This is a genomic window from Microbacterium sp. LS_15, assembly GCF_041954735.1.
Taxonomy (GTDB): Bacteria; Actinomycetota; Actinomycetes; order Actinomycetales; family Microbacteriaceae; genus Microbacterium.
The window spans coordinates 84,748-101,756 of record NZ_JAVAYD010000002.1 but is presented as its reverse complement, the minus strand read 5'-3'; the positions used below and the strand labels follow the sequence as shown (position 1 = coordinate 101,756).

General features: G+C 70.2%; 16 protein-coding genes. 12 read left to right on the top strand and 4 right to left on the bottom strand.

The annotated features are described in order from the left end of the window. The first annotated feature begins 126 nt into the window (after positions 1-126). The 9 genes from RAC69_RS04590 (at position 127) to RAC69_RS04550 (ending at position 10,322) form a co-directional block, all read left to right on the top strand. The gene (locus RAC69_RS04590; protein WP_375085448.1) at positions 127-1,110 is read left to right on the top strand and encodes a phosphoglycerate dehydrogenase; all 984 of its coding nucleotides are present in this window, start codon (positions 127-129) and stop codon (positions 1,108-1,110) included. 46 nt (positions 1,111-1,156) lie between these two features. After that, positions 1,157-2,458, top strand: coding sequence for an ABC transporter substrate-binding protein (locus RAC69_RS04585; protein WP_375085446.1), 1,302 nt, complete (start codon positions 1,157-1,159; stop codon positions 2,456-2,458). A 67-nt stretch (positions 2,459-2,525) separates the two neighbouring features. After that, positions 2,526-3,464, top strand: a complete 939-nt coding sequence (locus RAC69_RS04580; protein ID WP_375085444.1) for a carbohydrate ABC transporter permease — start codon at positions 2,526-2,528, stop codon at positions 3,462-3,464. Beyond that, entirely contained in the window at positions 3,461-4,324 is an 864-nt protein-coding gene (locus RAC69_RS04575; RefSeq protein ID WP_375085442.1) for a carbohydrate ABC transporter permease, read from the top strand. Before RAC69_RS04580 ends, RAC69_RS04575 begins: the two co-directional genes overlap by 4 nt. A gap of 2 nt (positions 4,325-4,326) precedes the next feature. Further along, positions 4,327-6,075 carry a dihydroxyacetone kinase family protein gene (locus RAC69_RS04570; RefSeq protein WP_375085440.1) on the top strand — a complete coding sequence of 583 codons (1,749 nt, stop codon included), beginning with the start codon at positions 4,327-4,329 and terminating at the stop codon, positions 6,073-6,075. After that, positions 6,072-6,803, top strand: a complete 732-nt coding sequence (locus RAC69_RS04565; RefSeq protein ID WP_375085438.1) for an SDR family oxidoreductase — start codon at positions 6,072-6,074, stop codon at positions 6,801-6,803. Before RAC69_RS04570 ends, RAC69_RS04565 begins: the two co-directional genes overlap by 4 nt. Before the next feature lie 80 nt (positions 6,804-6,883). Next, positions 6,884-7,753: a dihydrodipicolinate synthase family protein gene (locus RAC69_RS04560; protein WP_375085436.1), complete on the top strand. Its 870-nt coding sequence runs from the start codon at positions 6,884-6,886 to the stop codon at positions 7,751-7,753. Positions 7,754-7,880: 127 nt separating this feature from the next. After that, positions 7,881-9,107 (top strand): glycosyltransferase, encoded by a 1,227-nt coding sequence (locus tag RAC69_RS04555; protein ID WP_375085435.1) that lies wholly within the window; start codon positions 7,881-7,883, stop codon positions 9,105-9,107. Between the two features lie 9 nt (positions 9,108-9,116). Beyond that, a complete protein-coding gene (locus RAC69_RS04550) occupies positions 9,117-10,322 on the top strand; it encodes a glycosyltransferase (RefSeq protein ID WP_375085433.1) in 1,206 nt (401 codons plus the stop codon). Here the strand turns inward: RAC69_RS04550 and RAC69_RS04545 are convergent. From RAC69_RS04545 to RAC69_RS04535, 3 genes are read right to left on the bottom strand one after another with little or no spacing between them, the layout of a single operon-like run. Next, positions 10,316-10,810: a hypothetical protein gene (locus tag RAC69_RS04545; protein ID WP_375085432.1), complete on the bottom strand. Its 495-nt coding sequence runs from the start codon at positions 10,808-10,810 to the stop codon at positions 10,316-10,318. The two genes, RAC69_RS04550 and RAC69_RS04545, sit on opposite strands and share 7 nt — an antisense overlap. Positions 10,811-10,823: 13 nt before the next feature. After that, a complete protein-coding gene (locus RAC69_RS04540) occupies positions 10,824-11,372 on the bottom strand; it encodes a hypothetical protein (protein ID WP_375085431.1) in 549 nt (182 codons plus the stop codon). 59 nt (positions 11,373-11,431) lie between these two features. After that, positions 11,432-11,593: a hypothetical protein gene (locus RAC69_RS04535; RefSeq protein ID WP_375085429.1), complete on the bottom strand. Its 162-nt coding sequence runs from the start codon at positions 11,591-11,593 to the stop codon at positions 11,432-11,434. 87 nt (positions 11,594-11,680) lie between these two features. Here RAC69_RS04535 and RAC69_RS04530 point away from each other — a divergent pair, with 87 nt between their 5' ends. Next, positions 11,681-12,652 (top strand): helix-turn-helix domain-containing protein, encoded by a 972-nt coding sequence (locus tag RAC69_RS04530; protein ID WP_375085428.1) that lies wholly within the window; start codon positions 11,681-11,683, stop codon positions 12,650-12,652. 67 nt (positions 12,653-12,719) lie between these two features. On the opposite strand, the gene RAC69_RS04525 is transcribed toward RAC69_RS04530, so the two are convergent. Further along, positions 12,720-13,418: an NRDE family protein gene (locus tag RAC69_RS04525; protein WP_375085427.1), complete on the bottom strand. Its 699-nt coding sequence runs from the start codon at positions 13,416-13,418 to the stop codon at positions 12,720-12,722. A 72-nt stretch (positions 13,419-13,490) separates the two neighbouring features. On the opposite strand from RAC69_RS04525, the gene coaBC reads away from it, so the two are divergent. Both coaBC and RAC69_RS04515 read left to right on the top strand, forming a co-directional pair. Continuing rightward, a complete protein-coding gene (coaBC, locus tag RAC69_RS04520; protein ID WP_375085425.1) occupies positions 13,491-14,705 on the top strand; it encodes a bifunctional phosphopantothenoylcysteine decarboxylase/phosphopantothenate--cysteine ligase CoaBC in 1,215 nt (404 codons plus the stop codon). 71 nt (positions 14,706-14,776) lie between these two features. Continuing rightward, positions 14,777-17,002, top strand: coding sequence for an ATP-dependent Clp protease ATP-binding subunit (locus tag RAC69_RS04515; RefSeq protein WP_375085423.1), 2,226 nt, complete (start codon positions 14,777-14,779; stop codon positions 17,000-17,002). Positions 17,003-17,009 lie beyond the last annotated feature (7 nt).

Sequence of the window (17,009 nt, the reverse complement as noted above, 5' to 3'; positions counted from 1 at the left end):
ACTTCATCGTGTCTTGACCTGTACCCAAGTCTGGCATATGTTGATTGTTAACAGTTTTACAGTTCTAGGAAATCGTCGACGGTGACGCCAGCCTCCGCTGCTGCTCACCTCCGGAAGGGCAGCAGGATGAACAACAGCACAGCCGCGGTCGGTGCCGGGCGCACCGTCATCGTCGGAGCCGTGCGCTACGCGGAGCTCTGCGGGCGCGGTCGGCAGCTGCTCCTGGACAACGGATTCACGCTGGTCGAGAACGAGACCACCGTGCCCTGGACGGCCGCCCAGCTGCGCTCCCATGTCGGCGCGGCCGACGCCGCGGTCGCCGGGGTCGAGGTCTTCGACGCCGCGGCCCTGGCCGCAGCCCCCGCCCTCCGCATCATCTCGCGCCTCGGGGTCGGCCTCGACAACGTCGATCTCCCCGCCGCCCGCGCCCAGGGTGTCGAGGTCGTCAACGTGCCGGGCGGCAACGCCGAGGCCGTGGCCGAGCTCGCCCTGGGCTTCATGCTGTCGCTGCTGCGCCGCCTGCCCCAGATGGACGAGGCCGCGCGCTCCGGCCGCTGGGACCGGTATGTGGGCAGCGAGCTCGCGGGGAAGCGGATCGGGCTGCTCGGATACGGCGCGATCGCTCGTCTCCTCGCCTCCCGCCTGTCCGGCTTCGACCTCGACATCAAGGCCTACGACCCGTACGCCGACCGCGAGCAGGCCGCTCGCGCGGGCGTCGACATCGTCTCGCTCGAGGAGGCCGTGAGCGACGTCGACATCGTCAGCGTGCACGTGCCGCACCTGCCCGAGACGCACCACCTCGTCGATGACGCGCTCATCGGGCACATGCGCGACGGAACGATCCTCATCAACACGAGTCGTGGCGGCCTCGTCGACGAGGCAGCGCTCCTGCGCGGCCTCGAGTCCGGCCGACTCGCGGGCGCCGGCCTCGACGTGTTCGAGCACGAGCCGGTCTCACCCGAAAACCCCCTCTTCCGTCATGAAGCCGTCGTGACGGCGCCCCATGCAGGTGCCGACACGAAAGAGGCGTACGACCGCATCGGCTGGGCCACCGCCCAGGCGATCGTCGACGTCTTCTCGGGGCGGACCCCCGCCCACGTCGCGAACTGATCCACCCGAATACCCGAGTACCCCCTCATACAGATAAGGAACGAAGATGTTCAGCAGGAAAGCACAGCGCTCCGCCCTCGCGGTCCCCGCCATCGGTGCGCTCGTCATCGGCCTCGCAGCCTGCAGCGGCGCGCCCGCCGACGCCGGCGACGGAGAGGTCACAGAACTCACCATCATCGCCGCCAACAGCCCGTGGACGGAGGGGCTGAAGACACTCGCCTCGACCTACGAGGACGAGACGGGCATCAAGATCAACATCGAGGCGTACGGCAACGAGCAGCTCAACGACACCCTCAAGGTCAAGCTCAACGCGCAGTCCGACGACGTCGACATCTTCGCCTACCAGGTGCAGGACGTCATGCGGGAGTTCTCCCGCAACGGCTGGCTCACCGACATGACCGACTACGTCGAGTCCGACGCCGAGTGGGACTGGGAGGACTTCCAGCCCGCCGCCCGAGAAGCGGTCCAGCTCGACGGCGCCGTCTACGGCGTGCCCGTGATGACGGAGCGTCACGTCGTCTACTACCGCTCCGACCTGCTCGAGGCCGCCGGCATCCAGCCGCCCGAGACGCTCGACGACCTGGAGGCAGCGGCCAAGGCGCTCAACGACCCCGAGAACGGGTTCTACGGCATCGCCATGCGCGGCGCCCGCGTCCCGCTGGTCACCCAGCTCTCGTCATTCATCTACAGTTTCGGCGGCGACTTCCAGGACGAGGACGGCAACGCCACGATCGACAGCCCCGAGGCGGTCGAGGCGATCGAGTTCTACGGAGACCTCCTGAAGAACTACGGCCCTCCCGGAGCATCGAACATGGGATGGGTCGAGGCGTCGGCGATCTTCGCGCAGGGCAACGCGGCCTTCTACCTCGACGCAGACAGCCAGGCGTACACGTTCCTCGATGAGTCGAACTCGGCCGTCGTCGACTCCGTCGCCTTCGCACGGTTCCCCGAGGGGCCGGCCGGGTCGAAGTTCTACAACATCGTGCCGCAGACCGTGGGCATCAGCGCCTTCTCGAAGAAGCAGGACGCGGCGTGGGAGTTCATCAAGTGGGTCACCAACGAGGAGAACACCACCGCGATGCTCGCCGACGACACGGTTCCGGTCGCTCGTCAGTCCGCATGGGATGACGACGCGGCGACCGCGAGCTTCCCCGCCGGGCTCGTGGAGATCATCCGCAACGTCGGCGAGGACGGCGTCGGGCACGACCGCCCTCAGCTCGAGCAGGTCGCGGCCGCTCGCGAGATCGTCGGCGGCCCGGTGATCACCGCCATCGAAGGGGGAGACGTCGAGTCTGCGGCCGAATCCGCCAACACGGCGTTCCAGGACCTGGTGGACTCCGAGAAGTAATCCGGGAGGGGGCGTCGTGCCCGCAGTCACGACGCCCCCTCAGCCCCGCTGGTCGAGGAGGACCACGATGTCGAGCACGTCGCTCAAGAACACCCCGCTCGCGACGCCGTACCGTCGCAAGCCCGTCGACTGGGTCGACGCCCACCTGAAGTGGATCCTGATCATCCCCTCGGTGGTGTTCATCACCCTGCTGATCGCGTTCCCCGTCGGCTACACGATCTTCCTGTCGCTCACCAACGCGCAGGGCGCCGTGACGCGCCCGTTCGAGTTCATCGGCTTCGACAACTACGCGCACTGGCTCGGCGATATGACGCGCTTCTGGCCGGCGGTCGGACGCACCGCGTACTTCACGATCGTCGCGCTCGTGCTCGAGCTCGTCATCGGGCTCGCGATCGCACTGCTGCTCCGCAAGACGTTCCGTGGACAGGGACTCGTGCGCGTGTTCATCCTGCTCCCGCTGGTGGCGACCCCGGTAGCCGTCGGCATGATGTGGCTCGTGATCTTCGAGCCGACCATCGGCTTCGCCAACGTCCTCATGAAGGGGATCGGTCTTCCCGCCCAGGGCTGGCTCTCCGACAAGGACACCGCCCTGAACACCCTGATCTTCATCGACGTGTGGCAGTGGACCCCGATGGTCATCCTCATCCTGCTCGCTGGCCTGTCGACGCTCCCCGAAGAACCCGACGAGGCGGCGCGCGTCGACGGCGCGAACGCGTGGCAGCGATTCCGGCACATCACCCTGCCGCTGCTGTCGCCGGTCATCGGCGCCGCAGCCATCCTGCGCGCGATCGACGCCCTCAAGACGTTCGACATCATCTACGCGACCAAGGGCCGGGGCGGCGGATCGAGCAACGAGGCGGAGACCCTCAACATCCTCGCGTACAGCGATGCCTTCGAGTACTCCCGCTACGGACGCGCGTCGGCGCTGCTGATGCTGTTCTTCATCCTCATCATCCTCGTGCTGCTCGTCATCGCGATCCTGCGCAAGAGAGCGGAGAAGCTGTGAACACCTCGACCTCCTCCTCGGCGACCGTCACGCGGCGTCGGCGCCGCCCCGTGCAGATCGTGGGCGGATGGGCGCGCGCCCTCGGCATCCTCGCTGTCGTGATCGCTTTCGTCGCGCCGCTGATCTGGATGCTGCTGGCGAGCCTCAAGACGAATCTCGAGATCATCGATCCGAGCAAGACCTTCTCGTTCACCCCCACGCTGAAGAACTTCGAGACGGTGTTCGGAGCGCAGGCGTTCGGCCCGATCATCCTCAACAGCATCATCGTCGGTGCGGGGGCGACGCTGCTGGCGCTCGTGATCGGCGTCCCCGCGGCGTACGGGATCGCGCGGTTCAAGGCGACCAACACCACGGCCTACCTCCTGATGGCGCGCATCATCCCGGGGGTGAGCCTCCTGATCCCCTGGTACTTCCTCTTCTCGCAGATGCAGCTGGTCGGCACCTACACGGTGCTGATCCTCACCCACGTCTTCGTCACGATGCCGCTCGTGGTCGCGATCATGTCGAGCTTCTTCGACGGCATCCCCGAGGAGCTGGAGGAAGCCGCGCAGATCGACGGGTCGAGCCGCATCGGCGCGTTCGTGCGGGTCGTCCTCCCGCTCTCGGTGCCAGGCATCGCGACAGCGACGATCCTGTCGTTCATCTTCAGCTGGAACAACTTCCTGTTCGCGCTCGTGCTCTCCAACCAGTACACGCGAACGCTGCCTGTCGCGATCGTGAATTTCACGAGCTACGCGGCGGTCGACTGGGGTGGGCTGATGGCGGCCGCGGTCGTCATCACCGTCCCGGTCATGATCATCGCGCTGCTCGCGCAGCGGTACGTGGTCAGCGGCCTCACGGCCGGCGCGACGAAGGGCTGAGGATGCCGAAGCTCATCAACGATCCGCACGACTTCGTCGACGAGGTCATCGAGGGCATCCTGCTCGCGCACGGCGATCGCCTCCGTGCGGCCTCGGACGACGCGAGGGCCATTGTGCGCACGCGTACCGCTCCGGGAACCGTCGGCATCGTCACCGGCGGCGGGTCGGGCCACCTTCCCCTGTTCCTCGGCTACGTCGGGGTCGGTCTGTGCTCCGCCGTCGCCGTGGGCAACGTGTTCTCCTCGCCCTCGGCCGCGCAGATCGCCGCAGCCACCCGGGCCGCCGACCACGGCGCCGGCGTGCTGTACCTCTACGGCAACTACGGCGGCGACGTGTACAACTTCGACCTCGCAGCCGACCTCGTCGAGCCAGACGGCATCCGCACGATGACGGTCCTCGGGACGGATGACGTGGCGAGCGCTCCACTCGATCGCGCACGGTCACGACGGGGCGTCGCCGGCATCTTCTTCGCGTACAAGATCGCCGGCGCGGCCGCCGCGCGGGGCGACGACCTCTCGACCGTCGCCGAGATCGCCCAGCGCGCCGTCGACCGGACGGGGACGATGGGCGTCGGCCTCTCGCCGACGGTGCTGCCCACCACGGGCAGGCCGTCGTTCGAGCTCGGCGAGGGGCAGATGGAGGTCGGCATCGGCATCCACGGCGAACCCGGCAGCCGCACCGGCGCTCTCAGCGGGGCGGACGACGTGACGGACGAGCTCCTCGACCGCATCGTCGCCGATCGCGGCATCGAGAAGGGCACGCGCGTGGCGGTGCTCGTGAACGGGATGGGGGCGACGCCGCTCGAGGAGCTCTACGTTCTCTCGCGCCGCGCCCGCCACCGTCTCGACGCCCTCGGCGTGCGCGTCCACCGCACCTACGTCGGGGAGTTCGCGACCAGTCTCGAGATGGGCGGGGCGTCGATCAGCGTCCTCGTGCTCGACGAGGAACTCGCGGACCTGCTCGACTCTCCGGCCGACTCGCCGTTCTTCACGCAGGTGGGCACCGCCCCGGCAGCGGCAGCGCCGCAGGTTCCGCAGAACGACCACACCGCACCGCGCGGTTCGGCAGAGGGTCGCGCGTCGATGCCCTCGTCGGCGTCGACCGAATCCGCCACGGACGCCTCTCGTGAGGCCGCCGGGGCGCTGCTCCGCGGCATCCGCGGCGTGATGCCGCTCTGGGCGCAGCATGCCGACGAGCTGCGGGATCTGGATGCCGCGCTCGGCGACGGCGATCTCGGCATCACGGTCTCCTCCGGTGCCGCAGCGATCGTCCGAGCGGTGGACGACGCGTCGGCCGATGACCCGGCCCAGCTGATGCTCGCGGCGGGGGAGGCCTTCGCCACCGCGAACCCCTCGACCTTCGCGGCGCTCGTGGGCGGCGGGATGCTCGCCTCGGCGTCCGCGCTCCGCGGCGCGACCGCGCTGGACCGTGAGGTGGTTCTCGCCGCCCTGTCGGCGCTCGCCGACCGCATCGCCGAGCGCGGCGGCGCCCGACCGGGCGACAAGACCGTTCTCGATGCGGTCCTCCCGTCTCTCGCCGCGCTGGCGTCGGCTCCGTCCGACGCCGACGAGGCCCTCGCCGCGATGCGGGCCGCAGCCTGGCGGGGTGTGCGTGAGACGGCGGAGCTCGTCTCGCAGCGCGGTCGGGCCTCCTGGGTGGGGGATCGCAGCGCCGGACGCCCCGACCCGGGCGCCACCGCCTACGCGAGACTGCTCGACGCGGTCGCCCGGTGGCGGGAGGCCGACGCGTGAGCGCCGGCGTCGCGTGGGTGATCGGCGGCGGTTCCGGCATCGGACGCGGCGCGGCGGTGTCGCTCGCGGCGTCCGCCGACGTCGTGATCGTCTCCGGCCGCCGCGAGGAGGAGCTGCAGCGCACGGTCGACGCCGTGCACGCCGCGGGCGGCCGAGCCGTCGCTCTCGCAGTGGACGTCGGAGACGAGGATGCCGTCGCGCACGCCGCCGAGCGCATCAACGCCGAGCACGGCCCCGTGCGCACACTCGTGTACAGCGCGGGCACGAACGTGCGCAACCGCTTCTGGTCCGACACCACCCCGCTCGACTTCGCGCGCGTCGTCGACATCAACCTCACGGGTGCGATGCGCGCCGTCCACGCGGTGCTGCCGGGCATGCGCGTCGCGGGCGACGGCCTCGTGGTCCTCGTCTCGTCCTGGGCGGGGTGGCGCTTCGCGCCCGGTGTCGGGGCAGGGTACTCCACGAGCAAGACCGCGCTGGGGGCGCTTGCCGAGACGGTGAACGCGCAGGAGCGCCTGCGCGGCATCCGTGCGACCCACTTCTGCCCCGGCGAGGTGGCCACCGAGATCCTCGACACCCGTCCGAATCCGCCGAGCGCCGCCGAGCGGGAACTCATGCTCACGGCCGACGACGTGGGCGAGGCGATCCGCTGGATCGCCGATCTTCCCGCGCGCATCTGCGTGAACGAGATCGTCTTCACGCCGACCTCGAACACCTCGTATGCGTGAGGCCCCCCGCCGGCGCCGTCGACCCCCGATCACACGACCCCCGATCACACGACCCCCGATCACACGACCCAGGAGCATCAATGACCCGCCGAGACATCATCACCGCCGTACCCGTCGCCTTCTCCGAGGACGGCGCCCTCGATCTGGAGGGTTCGCGCGCGATCCTCCGCTTCGTCGGGGAGTCCGGCAACGAGGGGGCGTTCGTGCTCGGCACGACCGGGGAGTTCCCCGCGCTGTCGTTCGAGGAGCGCGCCGCCCTCACCCGTGCCAGCGTCGAAGAGCTCGGCGACCGCATGCGCGTCATCGTGCACGTCGGCGCGCCCAGCCTGTTCGAGGTGCGCCGTCTGATCGAGGCGACCCGCGAGGCGGGAGCGACCGAGATCGCCGTGATCACCCCCTACTACCTGTCGGCGAGCGAGGAGGGTCTCTACGACTTCTTCCGCGAGGTCTCCGCGGTCAGCGACGGTCTCGACGTGTATGTCTACGTGTTCCGCGACCGCACGGGCAACTTCGTTTCCGCACCGCTCATGGCGAGGCTCGCCGCGCTCCCGAACATCGTGGGCGCGAAGATCAGCGGAGAGCCGCTCGCCCAGGTGGCCGAGTACCGCGCTGTCGTCCCCGCGGACTTCGTGCTCTACACGGGGAGCGATCGCGACCTCGCGGTGGCGGCCGACAGCGGCGCGCAGGGAGTCGTGTCGGGGATCTCCTCGGTGCTGCCCCGTCCGTTCCGCGCGCTGCGCGCCGCCGCGATCGAGGGCGACGCCGATGCCGTGGCCAGCGCGCAGGCAGACGTCGACACGGCCGTGGACACGATCCAGGGCGACATGGCCCGGATGAAGGCCGCGTACGCGGTGCTCGGTGTGCCGGCAGGTGGAGTGCGGATGGCGATCGACGCGCCGGACGGGGCCGCGATCGCCGAGATCGAGACGGCGGTCCGCGACCTGTCGTGACGCGCACGCGGAGGGAACGTCGCCGATCGTCTCGACCGCGGCGTTCCCTCCGGGGTGCGATCAGGGCCCTCGGGTAGAGTGGCCAGCGCCCAGATCGGGCTTCCTGGCCGCCAGACCGATAGGCAGAATGTCTTCCTCTTCCTCCGATCCGACGAGCGCTCCCGACGCCGCCCCCACGACCGGGTCGCGTCCGCTGCGCATCCTGATCGGCTGCGACACGTTCGCGCCCGACATCAACGGAGCCGCGCGCTTCGCCGAGCGCCTCGCCGCCGGTCTCGTGCAGCGCGGTGACGACGTCCACGTCGTGGCCCCCAACCAGGCCTACCGCCGCACCCCGGCGCGCACCGAGGTCATCGAGGGCGAGCCGATGACGCTGCATCGGCTGCCGTCGGTGCGCTGGGCGCCGCACGACTGGCTGCGCTTCGTGTGGCCGTGGCGCTCGAAGCACTACGCCCGCAAGGTGCTCGATGCGGTGCAGCCCGATGTCGTGCACATCCAGTCGCACATCGTCATCGGCCGCGGTCTCGCCCGCATCGCGCACGAGCGCGGCATCCCCGTGATCGCGACGAACCACGTGATGGCCGAGAACATCCTCGATCACACCACGATGCCGAAGTTCATCGACGACCTCGTGCTGCGGTTCGCGTGGGCCGACGCGAAGCGCACCTTCTCGCTGACCCGCGCCATCACGACGCCCACGCGACGTGCCGCCGATTTCCTCGAGCGCACGGTCGCGGTGAAGAACGTGATCCCGGTCAGCTGCGGCATCGACCGCACCCAGTATCGGCCCGTGATCGGCCCCCGCGACAAGAACCGCATCGTGTTCGTCGGCCGTCTGACCGCCGAGAAGCAGGTCGAGGTCATCTTGCAGGCGATGACGAAGCTCGACCCGGCGCTCAACGTCACGTTCGACATCGTCGGCGGCGGAGACCAGCGCAAGCAGCTCGAGAACCTCACCGGACAGCTCGGGCTCACGGACCGCGTGACGTTCCACGGTCGCACGACCGACGAGGAGCTGCGGGCGCTGCTGTCTCGCGCGTCGGTCTTCACGATCGCCTCGATCGCCGAGCTGCAGTCGATCGCCACCATGGAGGCCATGGCCTCCGCCCTGCCGATCGTCGCCGCCGACGCGGTCGCCCTTCCGCACCTCGTGCACGACGGCGAGAACGGCTACCTCTTCGAGCCGGGCAACGCGGATGCTCTCGCCGCACGTCTCACCGATGTGCTCACCGCCGACCAGGCCGAGTACGAGCGCATGCAGCAGGCGTCTCTCGATGGCGTCGTGATCCACGACATCAACCGCACCCTCGACACCTTCGAGGCGCTGTACCGCGACGAGCCGCTGCCGCAGTAGCGGCCGATCATGCACGTCGTCTTCTTCGGCGATCAGCACCTGGACTCCCTCGGCGGCGCCCAGGTGTCGATGCGGCTGCAGCGCGAGTTCCTCGAACGCGCCGGTCACACCGTCACGGTCGTCGCGCCGCGCATGCACGGTCCTCGCGCCGCGCGCACGCCCGACGCCGCGAACGTCGACCTGCCGTCGATCCCGGTCACCGTCGACCGGGAGTACTCGATGACGTGGCCCGGGCGGGCGACCGACCGCGCGCTCGATCGCGCCCTCACCCGCCGGCCCCCGGTCGACCTCGTGCACGTCCAGGCCGACTTCTGGGGCGCCTTCATCGGGCACCGTTACGCGGCTCGGCACGGCATCCCGGTCGTGCACACCATGCACAACCGCGTGGACGTCGGCATCGCCGCCGTAACGCCGCTGCACCGGCAGGTCCTCACGGTGCTCAACGCGTGGCGACGCCTCGCCCTCCGCGGAGTCGCCGCACCCGTCGGCGGCTCGGACGGCTGGGCGTTCCTGCGCGGACTCGCGAGTGGCGCGGATGCCGTCACCGCGCCGTCGACCCACTTCGCCCGCCGACTCAAAGAGCACGGTGTCTTCTCGCCGGTCGACGTCGTGTGGAACGGCATCGACGACGACATCCGAGAGCAGACCCTCGCCGCCGCGCCCGCGCAGCGCGAACCCGGGCGCCCGCGGTTCGTGTGGCTCGGGCGGATGAGTCCGGAGAAGCGTCTGCTGCCGTTTCTCGAGGCTTTCGTCGAGTCGGGTGTCGACGCCGACCTGGAGATCATCGGCGGCGGCGCGCAGCGAGCGGCGGCCGAGAAGATCGTCGCCGCGTTGCCGCACGTCCGGTTCGCCGGCCGACTCGGCTACCCGCAGACGCTCGCCCGCATCGCCGCGGCCGACGCGCTCGTCCAGACGTCGATCGGGTTCGAGACGCAGGGCATGACGCCGTTCGAGGCAGCGACCCTCGGCACGCCATCGATCATCAGCGATCCCGACATCGCCGCCGAACTCGGGGGCGGGCTGTGGGCCGTCCCCGGTGCGGCGGGCACCGAGGCGCAGCGCAGCGCAGGATTGGTCGAGACGCTGCAGCGCGCGGCATCCGACATCGCCTCGGGGATCGCCCCCGTGCCGTCACGCGAGGTCGCCGAGGCCTTCCGCCAGTCGTCGAGGACCGCCGCGATGGTCGAGGTCTACGAACGCGTGCTCGCTCAGTAGGCGACCCACGAGACCACGCTCGACAGCGCGGTGGCGAGGTAGCCCACGAAGGCTGCCCCCGCGAGACCGATCGCGATCGCGGCGAGCAGATGCGGGCCCGAGCGGCGCAGGGCGACGATGCCGACAGCCAGCGCTCCCGCGTTGCCGAGGAACACGAGGAAGTTGATCACGCCGGTGAAGCCCATCATGGCGCCGTAGTAGTCGCCGCTGTACAGGAGCGGCGTGAGCAGCGACGACAGAAGGCGGATGCCGAGCGCCACCAGCGCGACGATGAACGCGATGCGTCCCAGTGCGCCGCCCGAGGCCCGGGGCGTGGGCGGCGCGGCCGGATAGCCCTGGCCCTGGTACGGCTGGCCCTGGTGATGCTGACCCTGGGGCGGGTAGCCCTGGTACTGCTGACCCTGGGGCGGGTAGCCCTGCGGCTGGCCTGCCGGCTGCGCTCCCGGTTGCGGTGCCTGTGGCGGATACTGCTGATGCGGATCGGTCATGGTGTCTCCCGGGTCAGCTGTAGGTCAGGGTGAGGGCGAGGCTCGACACCCACGCCACGAGGATGCCGAGCACTTCCGACGCCGCGATGCCGATCGCTATCCCCGCGAGGATCTGCTGGCCGGGGCGCCGCACGGCGACGATCCCGAGGATCAGGGCGACGACCGCGACGATGAGCACGAGGAGATTGCCCACCCCGAGGATGGCGCCGTAGGCGGATGCCGAGAAGTCGACCGCCCTGAGGAGGACGGGGGTTCCGACGGCGACGAGCACCCCGACCGCGAGCGACGCGAGCGCGACGATGAAGGCGACGCGGCCGAGTGCCCCACCCGTGGACGCCGGGGCTCCGGTGGGCGTCGAGGCGCCGGGGTAGACCCCGGGCTGCGCCGGCTGCCCGTATGGCTGGCCTGGCTGCCCGTACGGCTGGCCTGGCTGCGCGTAAGGCTGGCCCGGCTGCCCGTATGGCTGGCCGGGTTGTGCGTACGGCTGGCCGGGGCGTCCGTGGGGCTGGCCCGGGTGCCCGGAGGGCTGTCCGGACGGCTGCTGCTGGTGCGGCTCGCTCATGGTCATGAGCGTAGCCCCCGCCGTCGCGGACTCAGGAGTGGATGGACGGAGGGCCGTGCTCAGTGGTAGACGTGGCCGGACTCGGCGCGGTCGAGGGCGTCGCGGCCGGCGACCTGCCGCCAGTCGGTGGGCTGACGGCGATAGCCGTCACGACGGAGCTCGACGACCGTGGCGATGAGGGCCCAGGTGATGAGAGCGAGGAGTGCGAGGAGAAGGATCATGGCAGAAACGCTACGGTCGATCTTGATCCGCCACGAGTGGCAGAATAGACTCGTATCGTACGAATACTGCCAAGCCGAGGAGCCGCCATGAAGACCGTCGCCTGCGTGATCCACGACGGGTTCTCGCCCTTCGAGTTCGGTGTCGCCTGTGAGGCGTTCGGGCTCGACCGCACGGACTCCGGAGTGCCGAACTTCGACTTCCGGGTCGTCGCACCGCAGCCCGGCGCCGTGGCGTCGACGATGGGGTTCTCCGTCAATGTCGAGCATGACCTGTCCTTCGCGTACGAGGCCGATCTCGTGGTCTTCTGCCCGGTTCCCCGGTCGTCGTGGACGTCCCTCGACCAGCGGCTGATCGATCTCGCCCGCGACGCCGTGGCGCGTGACGCCTGGGTGCTGACCGTCTGCAGCGGATCGTTCATCCTCGCCGCGGCCGGTGTGCTCGACGGTCGCCGCGCGACGACGCACTGGCGCTACTCCGACGTGATGGCCGACATGTACCCGCAGATCGACATCGACCCGGACGTGCTCTTCGTGCAGGACGGTCGCATCATCACGAGCGCAGGCACAGCCGCCGGCATCGACGCCTGCCTGCACCTGCTGCGTCTGGAGCTCGGCGCCGAGCTCACCAACCGCATCGCCCGCCGCATGGTCGTGCCGCCGCAGCGCGACGGCGGACAGGCGCAGTTCATCGACCGTCCGATCCCCGTGGTTCCGAACGACTCGCTCGCGGCCGTGGCCGACTGGGCGGTCGAGCACCTCACCGAAGACCTCGGCGTCGACCAGCTCGCCGCCCGCGCGCTGATGTCGCCGCGCACCTTCGCCCGCCGCTTCAAGGCCGAGTACGGGGCGACGCCCGCCGCGTGGCTCGCCAGGCAGCGGGTGCTGCATGCGCAGCGGATGCTGGAGCGCAGCGACCTGCCGCTCGACCGCATCGCGGAGGAGTGCGGGTTCGGCTCGGCGGCCGTCCTGCGGCAGAACTTCGCGAGGGTGCTGGGCACGACGCCGACCGCGTATCGCGCGCGGTTCTCGTGCACCGACCCCGAGACGTCGGCGGCCTGATCGGGGAGCGCCCGACCGGGGAGGGCCTGGCCAGGGAGGCCTGGCCAGGGAGGTCCGATCCGTCCGGCTACTTCCAGCGGCCGGGGCTCGGCAGCGCCCGGTAGTCGAGGTCGATGCCCTGCGGCGTCACGGCGGCGGTCGAGTAGAGCAGCGACTGCGTCGGGAAGCCGTACGGCCGGTTGTCGCGGATGATCGCCCGATCGTCTTCGGGGTCGAGCCGCGCCGAGACCCCCAGCAGGGCGATCCAGTCCGCCGCCCAGTCGGAGCTGTCGGCAGCCGGGCCCAGTGCGCGGAACTCGGGCAGCCACGTCGCGATACGCGGTGTCTCCGGATCGTCGAGGTCGTCGTGCGCGATCATGTGGGTGCCGGGGTCGACGGGCGTCTCGCGCAGCTCGACGCCGTCCCAGCTCAGCACGCGCGCACCGTCGGGGCGCACCTCCAGCAGGTTGAAGCCGTGCATCGGCAGCGGGGCCTCGGGGGAGCGACCGGTCACCGACTCCAGCACGAGGGAGCCGCGCGACTGCGCGAGATCGTCTGGCAGCTCGGCGATGTCGGCGCGATTCAGCAGCACGGCGAGTCGGCGCTCGGCGGGGTTCACGGCCAGCCACGCGCCGCCGGCCCGCAGGTCGCGGATCCCCGAGACGCCGGGATAGCGATCAGGCCACCATTCGCCTGGAGCATCCCACGCCCGCAGCGGATCCTCGTCGCGCACCGCGAGGAGTCGGGCGTTCGCGGCATCCTCGACGTCGATCACCACCGTGCACACCCAGCCAGTCTAGGTCGGGGGTGCGGGGGGGGGACCGACCGCGAGGTCGGTGCGGTGCGGCAGAATCGAACAGTGAACATCGTCGTGGGAGTCACCGGGGGAATCGCCGCCTACAAGACAGTGCACCTCGTGCGACTGCTCACGAAGGCCGGGCACGACATCGCGGTCGTGCCGACGGAGGACGCGCTGCGCTTCGTGGGGCTGCCGACGTGGGAGGCCATCAGTCGGCATCCCGTCACGACGAGCGTCCACGACGACGTCGCCCGCGTCCGCCACGTCGCGCTCGGGCAGAACGCCGACCTCGTCGTCGTCGCCCCCGCCACGGCGAACTCGATCGCGAAGATCACCGCGGGCATCGCCGACGACCTGCTCGGCACGACGCTCCTCGCGACCGAGGCCCCTGTGCTGCTCGCGCCGGCCATGCACACCGAGATGTGGCGCAACGCCGCGACGCAGGCGAACATCGCGACCCTCGTGAGCCGGGGCGTGCACCTCATCGGCCCCGCGGAGGGCGAGCTCGCCGGCGGCGACAGCGGACCGGGGCGCATGGCCGAGCCGGAGCAGATCCTCGCCGCGACCCTTGAGCTCCTCGCGCCGCGCGACCTCGAGGGACTGCGGGTCGTCGTGTCGGCGGGTGGCACGCGCGAGCCCATCGACCCGGTCCGCTTCCTCGGCAACCGCTCGAGCGGACGGCAGGGCGTCGCGCTCGCCGCGGAGGCCGCCGCGCGCGGCGCCGCCGTGACGCTGGTCGCCGCGAACGTCTCGCGCGATGTGCTGGGCGAGGCGCGGCATCCGTCGATCCGTGTCGTACCCGTCGGCACGGCCGCCGAGCTCGCTGCGGCCATGAAGCACGCGAGCACCGAGGCCGATGTCGTCGTGATGGCGGCGGCGGTCGCCGACTACCGGCCCGCCTCGGTGTCGGACCAGAAGGTCACCAAGGAGCTCGGCGGGCTGAGCAGCATCGAGCTCGTCGAGACCGAGGATGTGGTGGCGGCGCTGTCCGCCGCCCGCGGCGTGGGGAGGGCGCCCGCCGGCCAGACGATCGTGGCGTTCGCCGCGGAGACGTCGGAGAGCGCGGACGAGCGCCTCGACCGAGCCCGCCGCAAGCGGGAGCGCAAGGGCGTCGAACTGCTCGCGGTCAATCTCGCGAACGCCGGCCACGGGTTCGAGGTCGGGCACAACGCCGTCGAGATCGTGGGCGACGGCGGGACGGTCGTGGCTTCAGCCGACGGCACGAAACGCCAGGTCGCGCAGGCGATCCTGGACGCCGTCGTCGCCGTGCGCTAAACTTGAGTCATCTCCACTCAAGTTTTTCGGGTGGAGCTCGCGACGACAAGGAGTCTCCTCAGGAGGAACAGATGCCAGGCCCACAGAGCACCCCGCAGAACGACGACCAGCAGTCCGCCCTCGAGCAGTTCGGGATCAACCTCACCGACCGCGCCCGCCAGGGCAAGCTCGACCCCGTGATCGGCCGCGACAGCGAGATCCGACGCGTCAGCCAGGTGCTCACCCGGCGCACCAAGAACAACCCGGTGCTCATCGGGGAGCCGGGCGTCGGCAAGACAGCGGTGGTCGAAGGGCTCGCGCAGCGCATCGTCGCCGGCGATGTCGCCGAATCGCTCAAGGACAAGGAGCTCGTGTCGCTCGACATCTCCGCGCTCGTGGCCGGTGCCATGTACCGCGGTCAGTTCGAGGAGCGCCTGAAGAGCGTGCTCAAGGAGATCACCGAATCCGACGGCCGCATCATCACGTTCATCGACGAGCTGCACGTGCTCATGGGCGCCGGCGGCGGCGAGGGATCGGTCGCGGCATCCAACATGCTCAAGCCCATGCTCGCGCGCGGCGAGCTGCGGCTGATCGGCGCGACCACGCTCAACGAGTACCGCGAATTCATCGAGAAGGATGCCGCGCTCGAGCGCCGCTTCCAGCAGGTCTACGTCGGCGAGCCGACGGTCGAGGACACGATCGCGATCCTCCGCGGACTCAAGGGTCGGTACGAGGCCCACCACGGGGTCACGATCTCCGACAGCGCCCTGGTCGCGGCCGCCGCCCTCTCCAACCGCTACCTCCCCGCCCGGCAGCTGCCGGACAAGGCCATCGACCTGATCGACGAATCGATGTCGCGGCTCAAGATGGAGATCGACTCCTCGCCCGTCGAGATCGACCAGCTCAAGCGCCAGGTCGATCGCATGAAGCTCGAGGAGCTCGCGCTCAAGCGCGAGAAGGACGCCGCGTCGAAGGAGCGCCTCGGCGCGCTGCGCGAGCAGCTCGTCGGCATGGAGGCGCAGCTCGCGGAGCTCGAGGCCCGGTGGGCGCGCGAGCGCCAGGGCCTCAACCGCGTCGGCGAGCTCAAGAAGCAGCTCGACGACGCCGTCACGCAGCGCGACCTCGCGATGCGGGAGGCCGACTACACCCGTGCCTCGAAGCTCGAATACGAGACGATCAAGCGCCTCGAGCGAGACATCGCCGAGGCCGAGAAGGCCGAGGCCACGGCATCCGCCGAGCCCCGCATGGTGAACGAGCAGGTCACCGACGAGGACATCGCGGCCGTGATCGCGGCGTGGACCGGCATCCCCGTCGGGCGCCTCCTGCAGGGCGAGAGCGAGCGTCTGCTGCACCTCGAAGGCGAGCTCGGCCGTCGCCTGATCGGACAGAAGGATGCCGTGAAGGCGGTGTCGGATGCCGTGCGCCGCTCGCGTGCGGGTATCAGCGACCCCGGTCGCCCGACCGGATCGTTCCTGTTCCTCGGCCCGACCGGTGTCGGCAAGACCGAGCTCGCGAAGGCGCTCGCCGACTTCCTCTTCGACGACGAGCGCGCCATGGTGCGTATCGACATGTCGGAGTACGGCGAGAAGCACTCGGTCTCGCGACTCGTCGGAGCTCCTCCCGGGTACGTCGGGTACGAGCAGGGCGGTCAGCTCACCGAGGCCGTGCGGCGTCGCCCGTACAGCGTGGTGCTGCTCGACGAGGTCGAGAAGGCGCACCCCGAGGTGTTCGACGTGCTGCTGCAGGTTCTCGACGACGGCCGGCTGACCGACGGGCAGGGGCGCACGGTCGACTTCTCGAACGTCATCCTGATCCTCACGTCGAACCTCGGGTCGCCGATCCTCATCGATCCGACGCTGTCGCCCGATCAGAAGCGCGAGCAGGTGATGGCGCTCGTGCGGCAGGCGTTCCGGCCGGAGTTCCTGAACCGTCTCGACGACATCGTGATGTTCCAGGCGCTCAGTGAGGACGACCTCGCGCAGATCGTCGAGCTCTCCGTCGACCAGCTGCACGATCGGCTCCGCGATCGCCGACTGTCGCTCGCGGTCACGCCCGATGCGCGGTCATGGCTCGCCGAGCGCGGCTACGATCCCGTGTTCGGCGCACGTCCGCTGCGTCGTCTCATCCAGACCGAGGTGCAGAACAAGCTCGCCACGGCGCTGCTCTCGGGCGGTGTGCACGACGGCGACACGGTGCGTGTCGACGTCGCGGCGGACGGCTCCGGTCTCGTGCTCACGGCGACGACACCCGACCCAGCGCCGGAGGTCCGCGACGACGGCGACGAGGACGTCATCGAGGCGGAACTCCTCGACGACTGATGCCCAC

Bases quoted from the DNA above. Each gene is read 5' to 3' on its own strand.
- RAC69_RS04590 (WP_375085448.1), top strand. From the start codon at position 127: ATGAACAACAGCACAGCCGCGGTCGGTGCCGGGCGCACCGTCATCGTC.
- RAC69_RS04585 (WP_375085446.1), top strand. From the start codon at position 1,157: ATGTTCAGCAGGAAAGCACAGCGCTCCGCCCTCGCGGTCCCCGCCATC.
- RAC69_RS04580 (WP_375085444.1), top strand. From the start codon at position 2,526: ATGTCGAGCACGTCGCTCAAGAACACCCCGCTCGCGACGCCGTACCGT.
- RAC69_RS04570 (WP_375085440.1), top strand. From the start codon at position 4,327: ATGCCGAAGCTCATCAACGATCCGCACGACTTCGTCGACGAGGTCATC.
- RAC69_RS04560 (WP_375085436.1), top strand. From the start codon at position 6,884: ATGACCCGCCGAGACATCATCACCGCCGTACCCGTCGCCTTCTCCGAG.
- RAC69_RS04555 (WP_375085435.1), top strand. From the start codon at position 7,881: ATGTCTTCCTCTTCCTCCGATCCGACGAGCGCTCCCGACGCCGCCCCC.
- RAC69_RS04550 (WP_375085433.1), top strand. From the start codon at position 9,117: ATGCACGTCGTCTTCTTCGGCGATCAGCACCTGGACTCCCTCGGCGGC.
- RAC69_RS04545 (WP_375085432.1), bottom strand. From the start codon at position 10,810: ATGACCGATCCGCATCAGCAGTATCCGCCACAGGCACCGCAACCGGGA.
- RAC69_RS04540 (WP_375085431.1), bottom strand. From the start codon at position 11,372: ATGAGCGAGCCGCACCAGCAGCAGCCGTCCGGACAGCCCTCCGGGCAC.
- RAC69_RS04535 (WP_375085429.1), bottom strand. From the start codon at position 11,593: ATGATCCTTCTCCTCGCACTCCTCGCTCTCATCACCTGGGCCCTCATC.
- RAC69_RS04530 (WP_375085428.1), top strand. From the start codon at position 11,681: ATGAAGACCGTCGCCTGCGTGATCCACGACGGGTTCTCGCCCTTCGAG.
- RAC69_RS04515 (WP_375085423.1), top strand. From the start codon at position 14,777: ATGCCAGGCCCACAGAGCACCCCGCAGAACGACGACCAGCAGTCCGCC.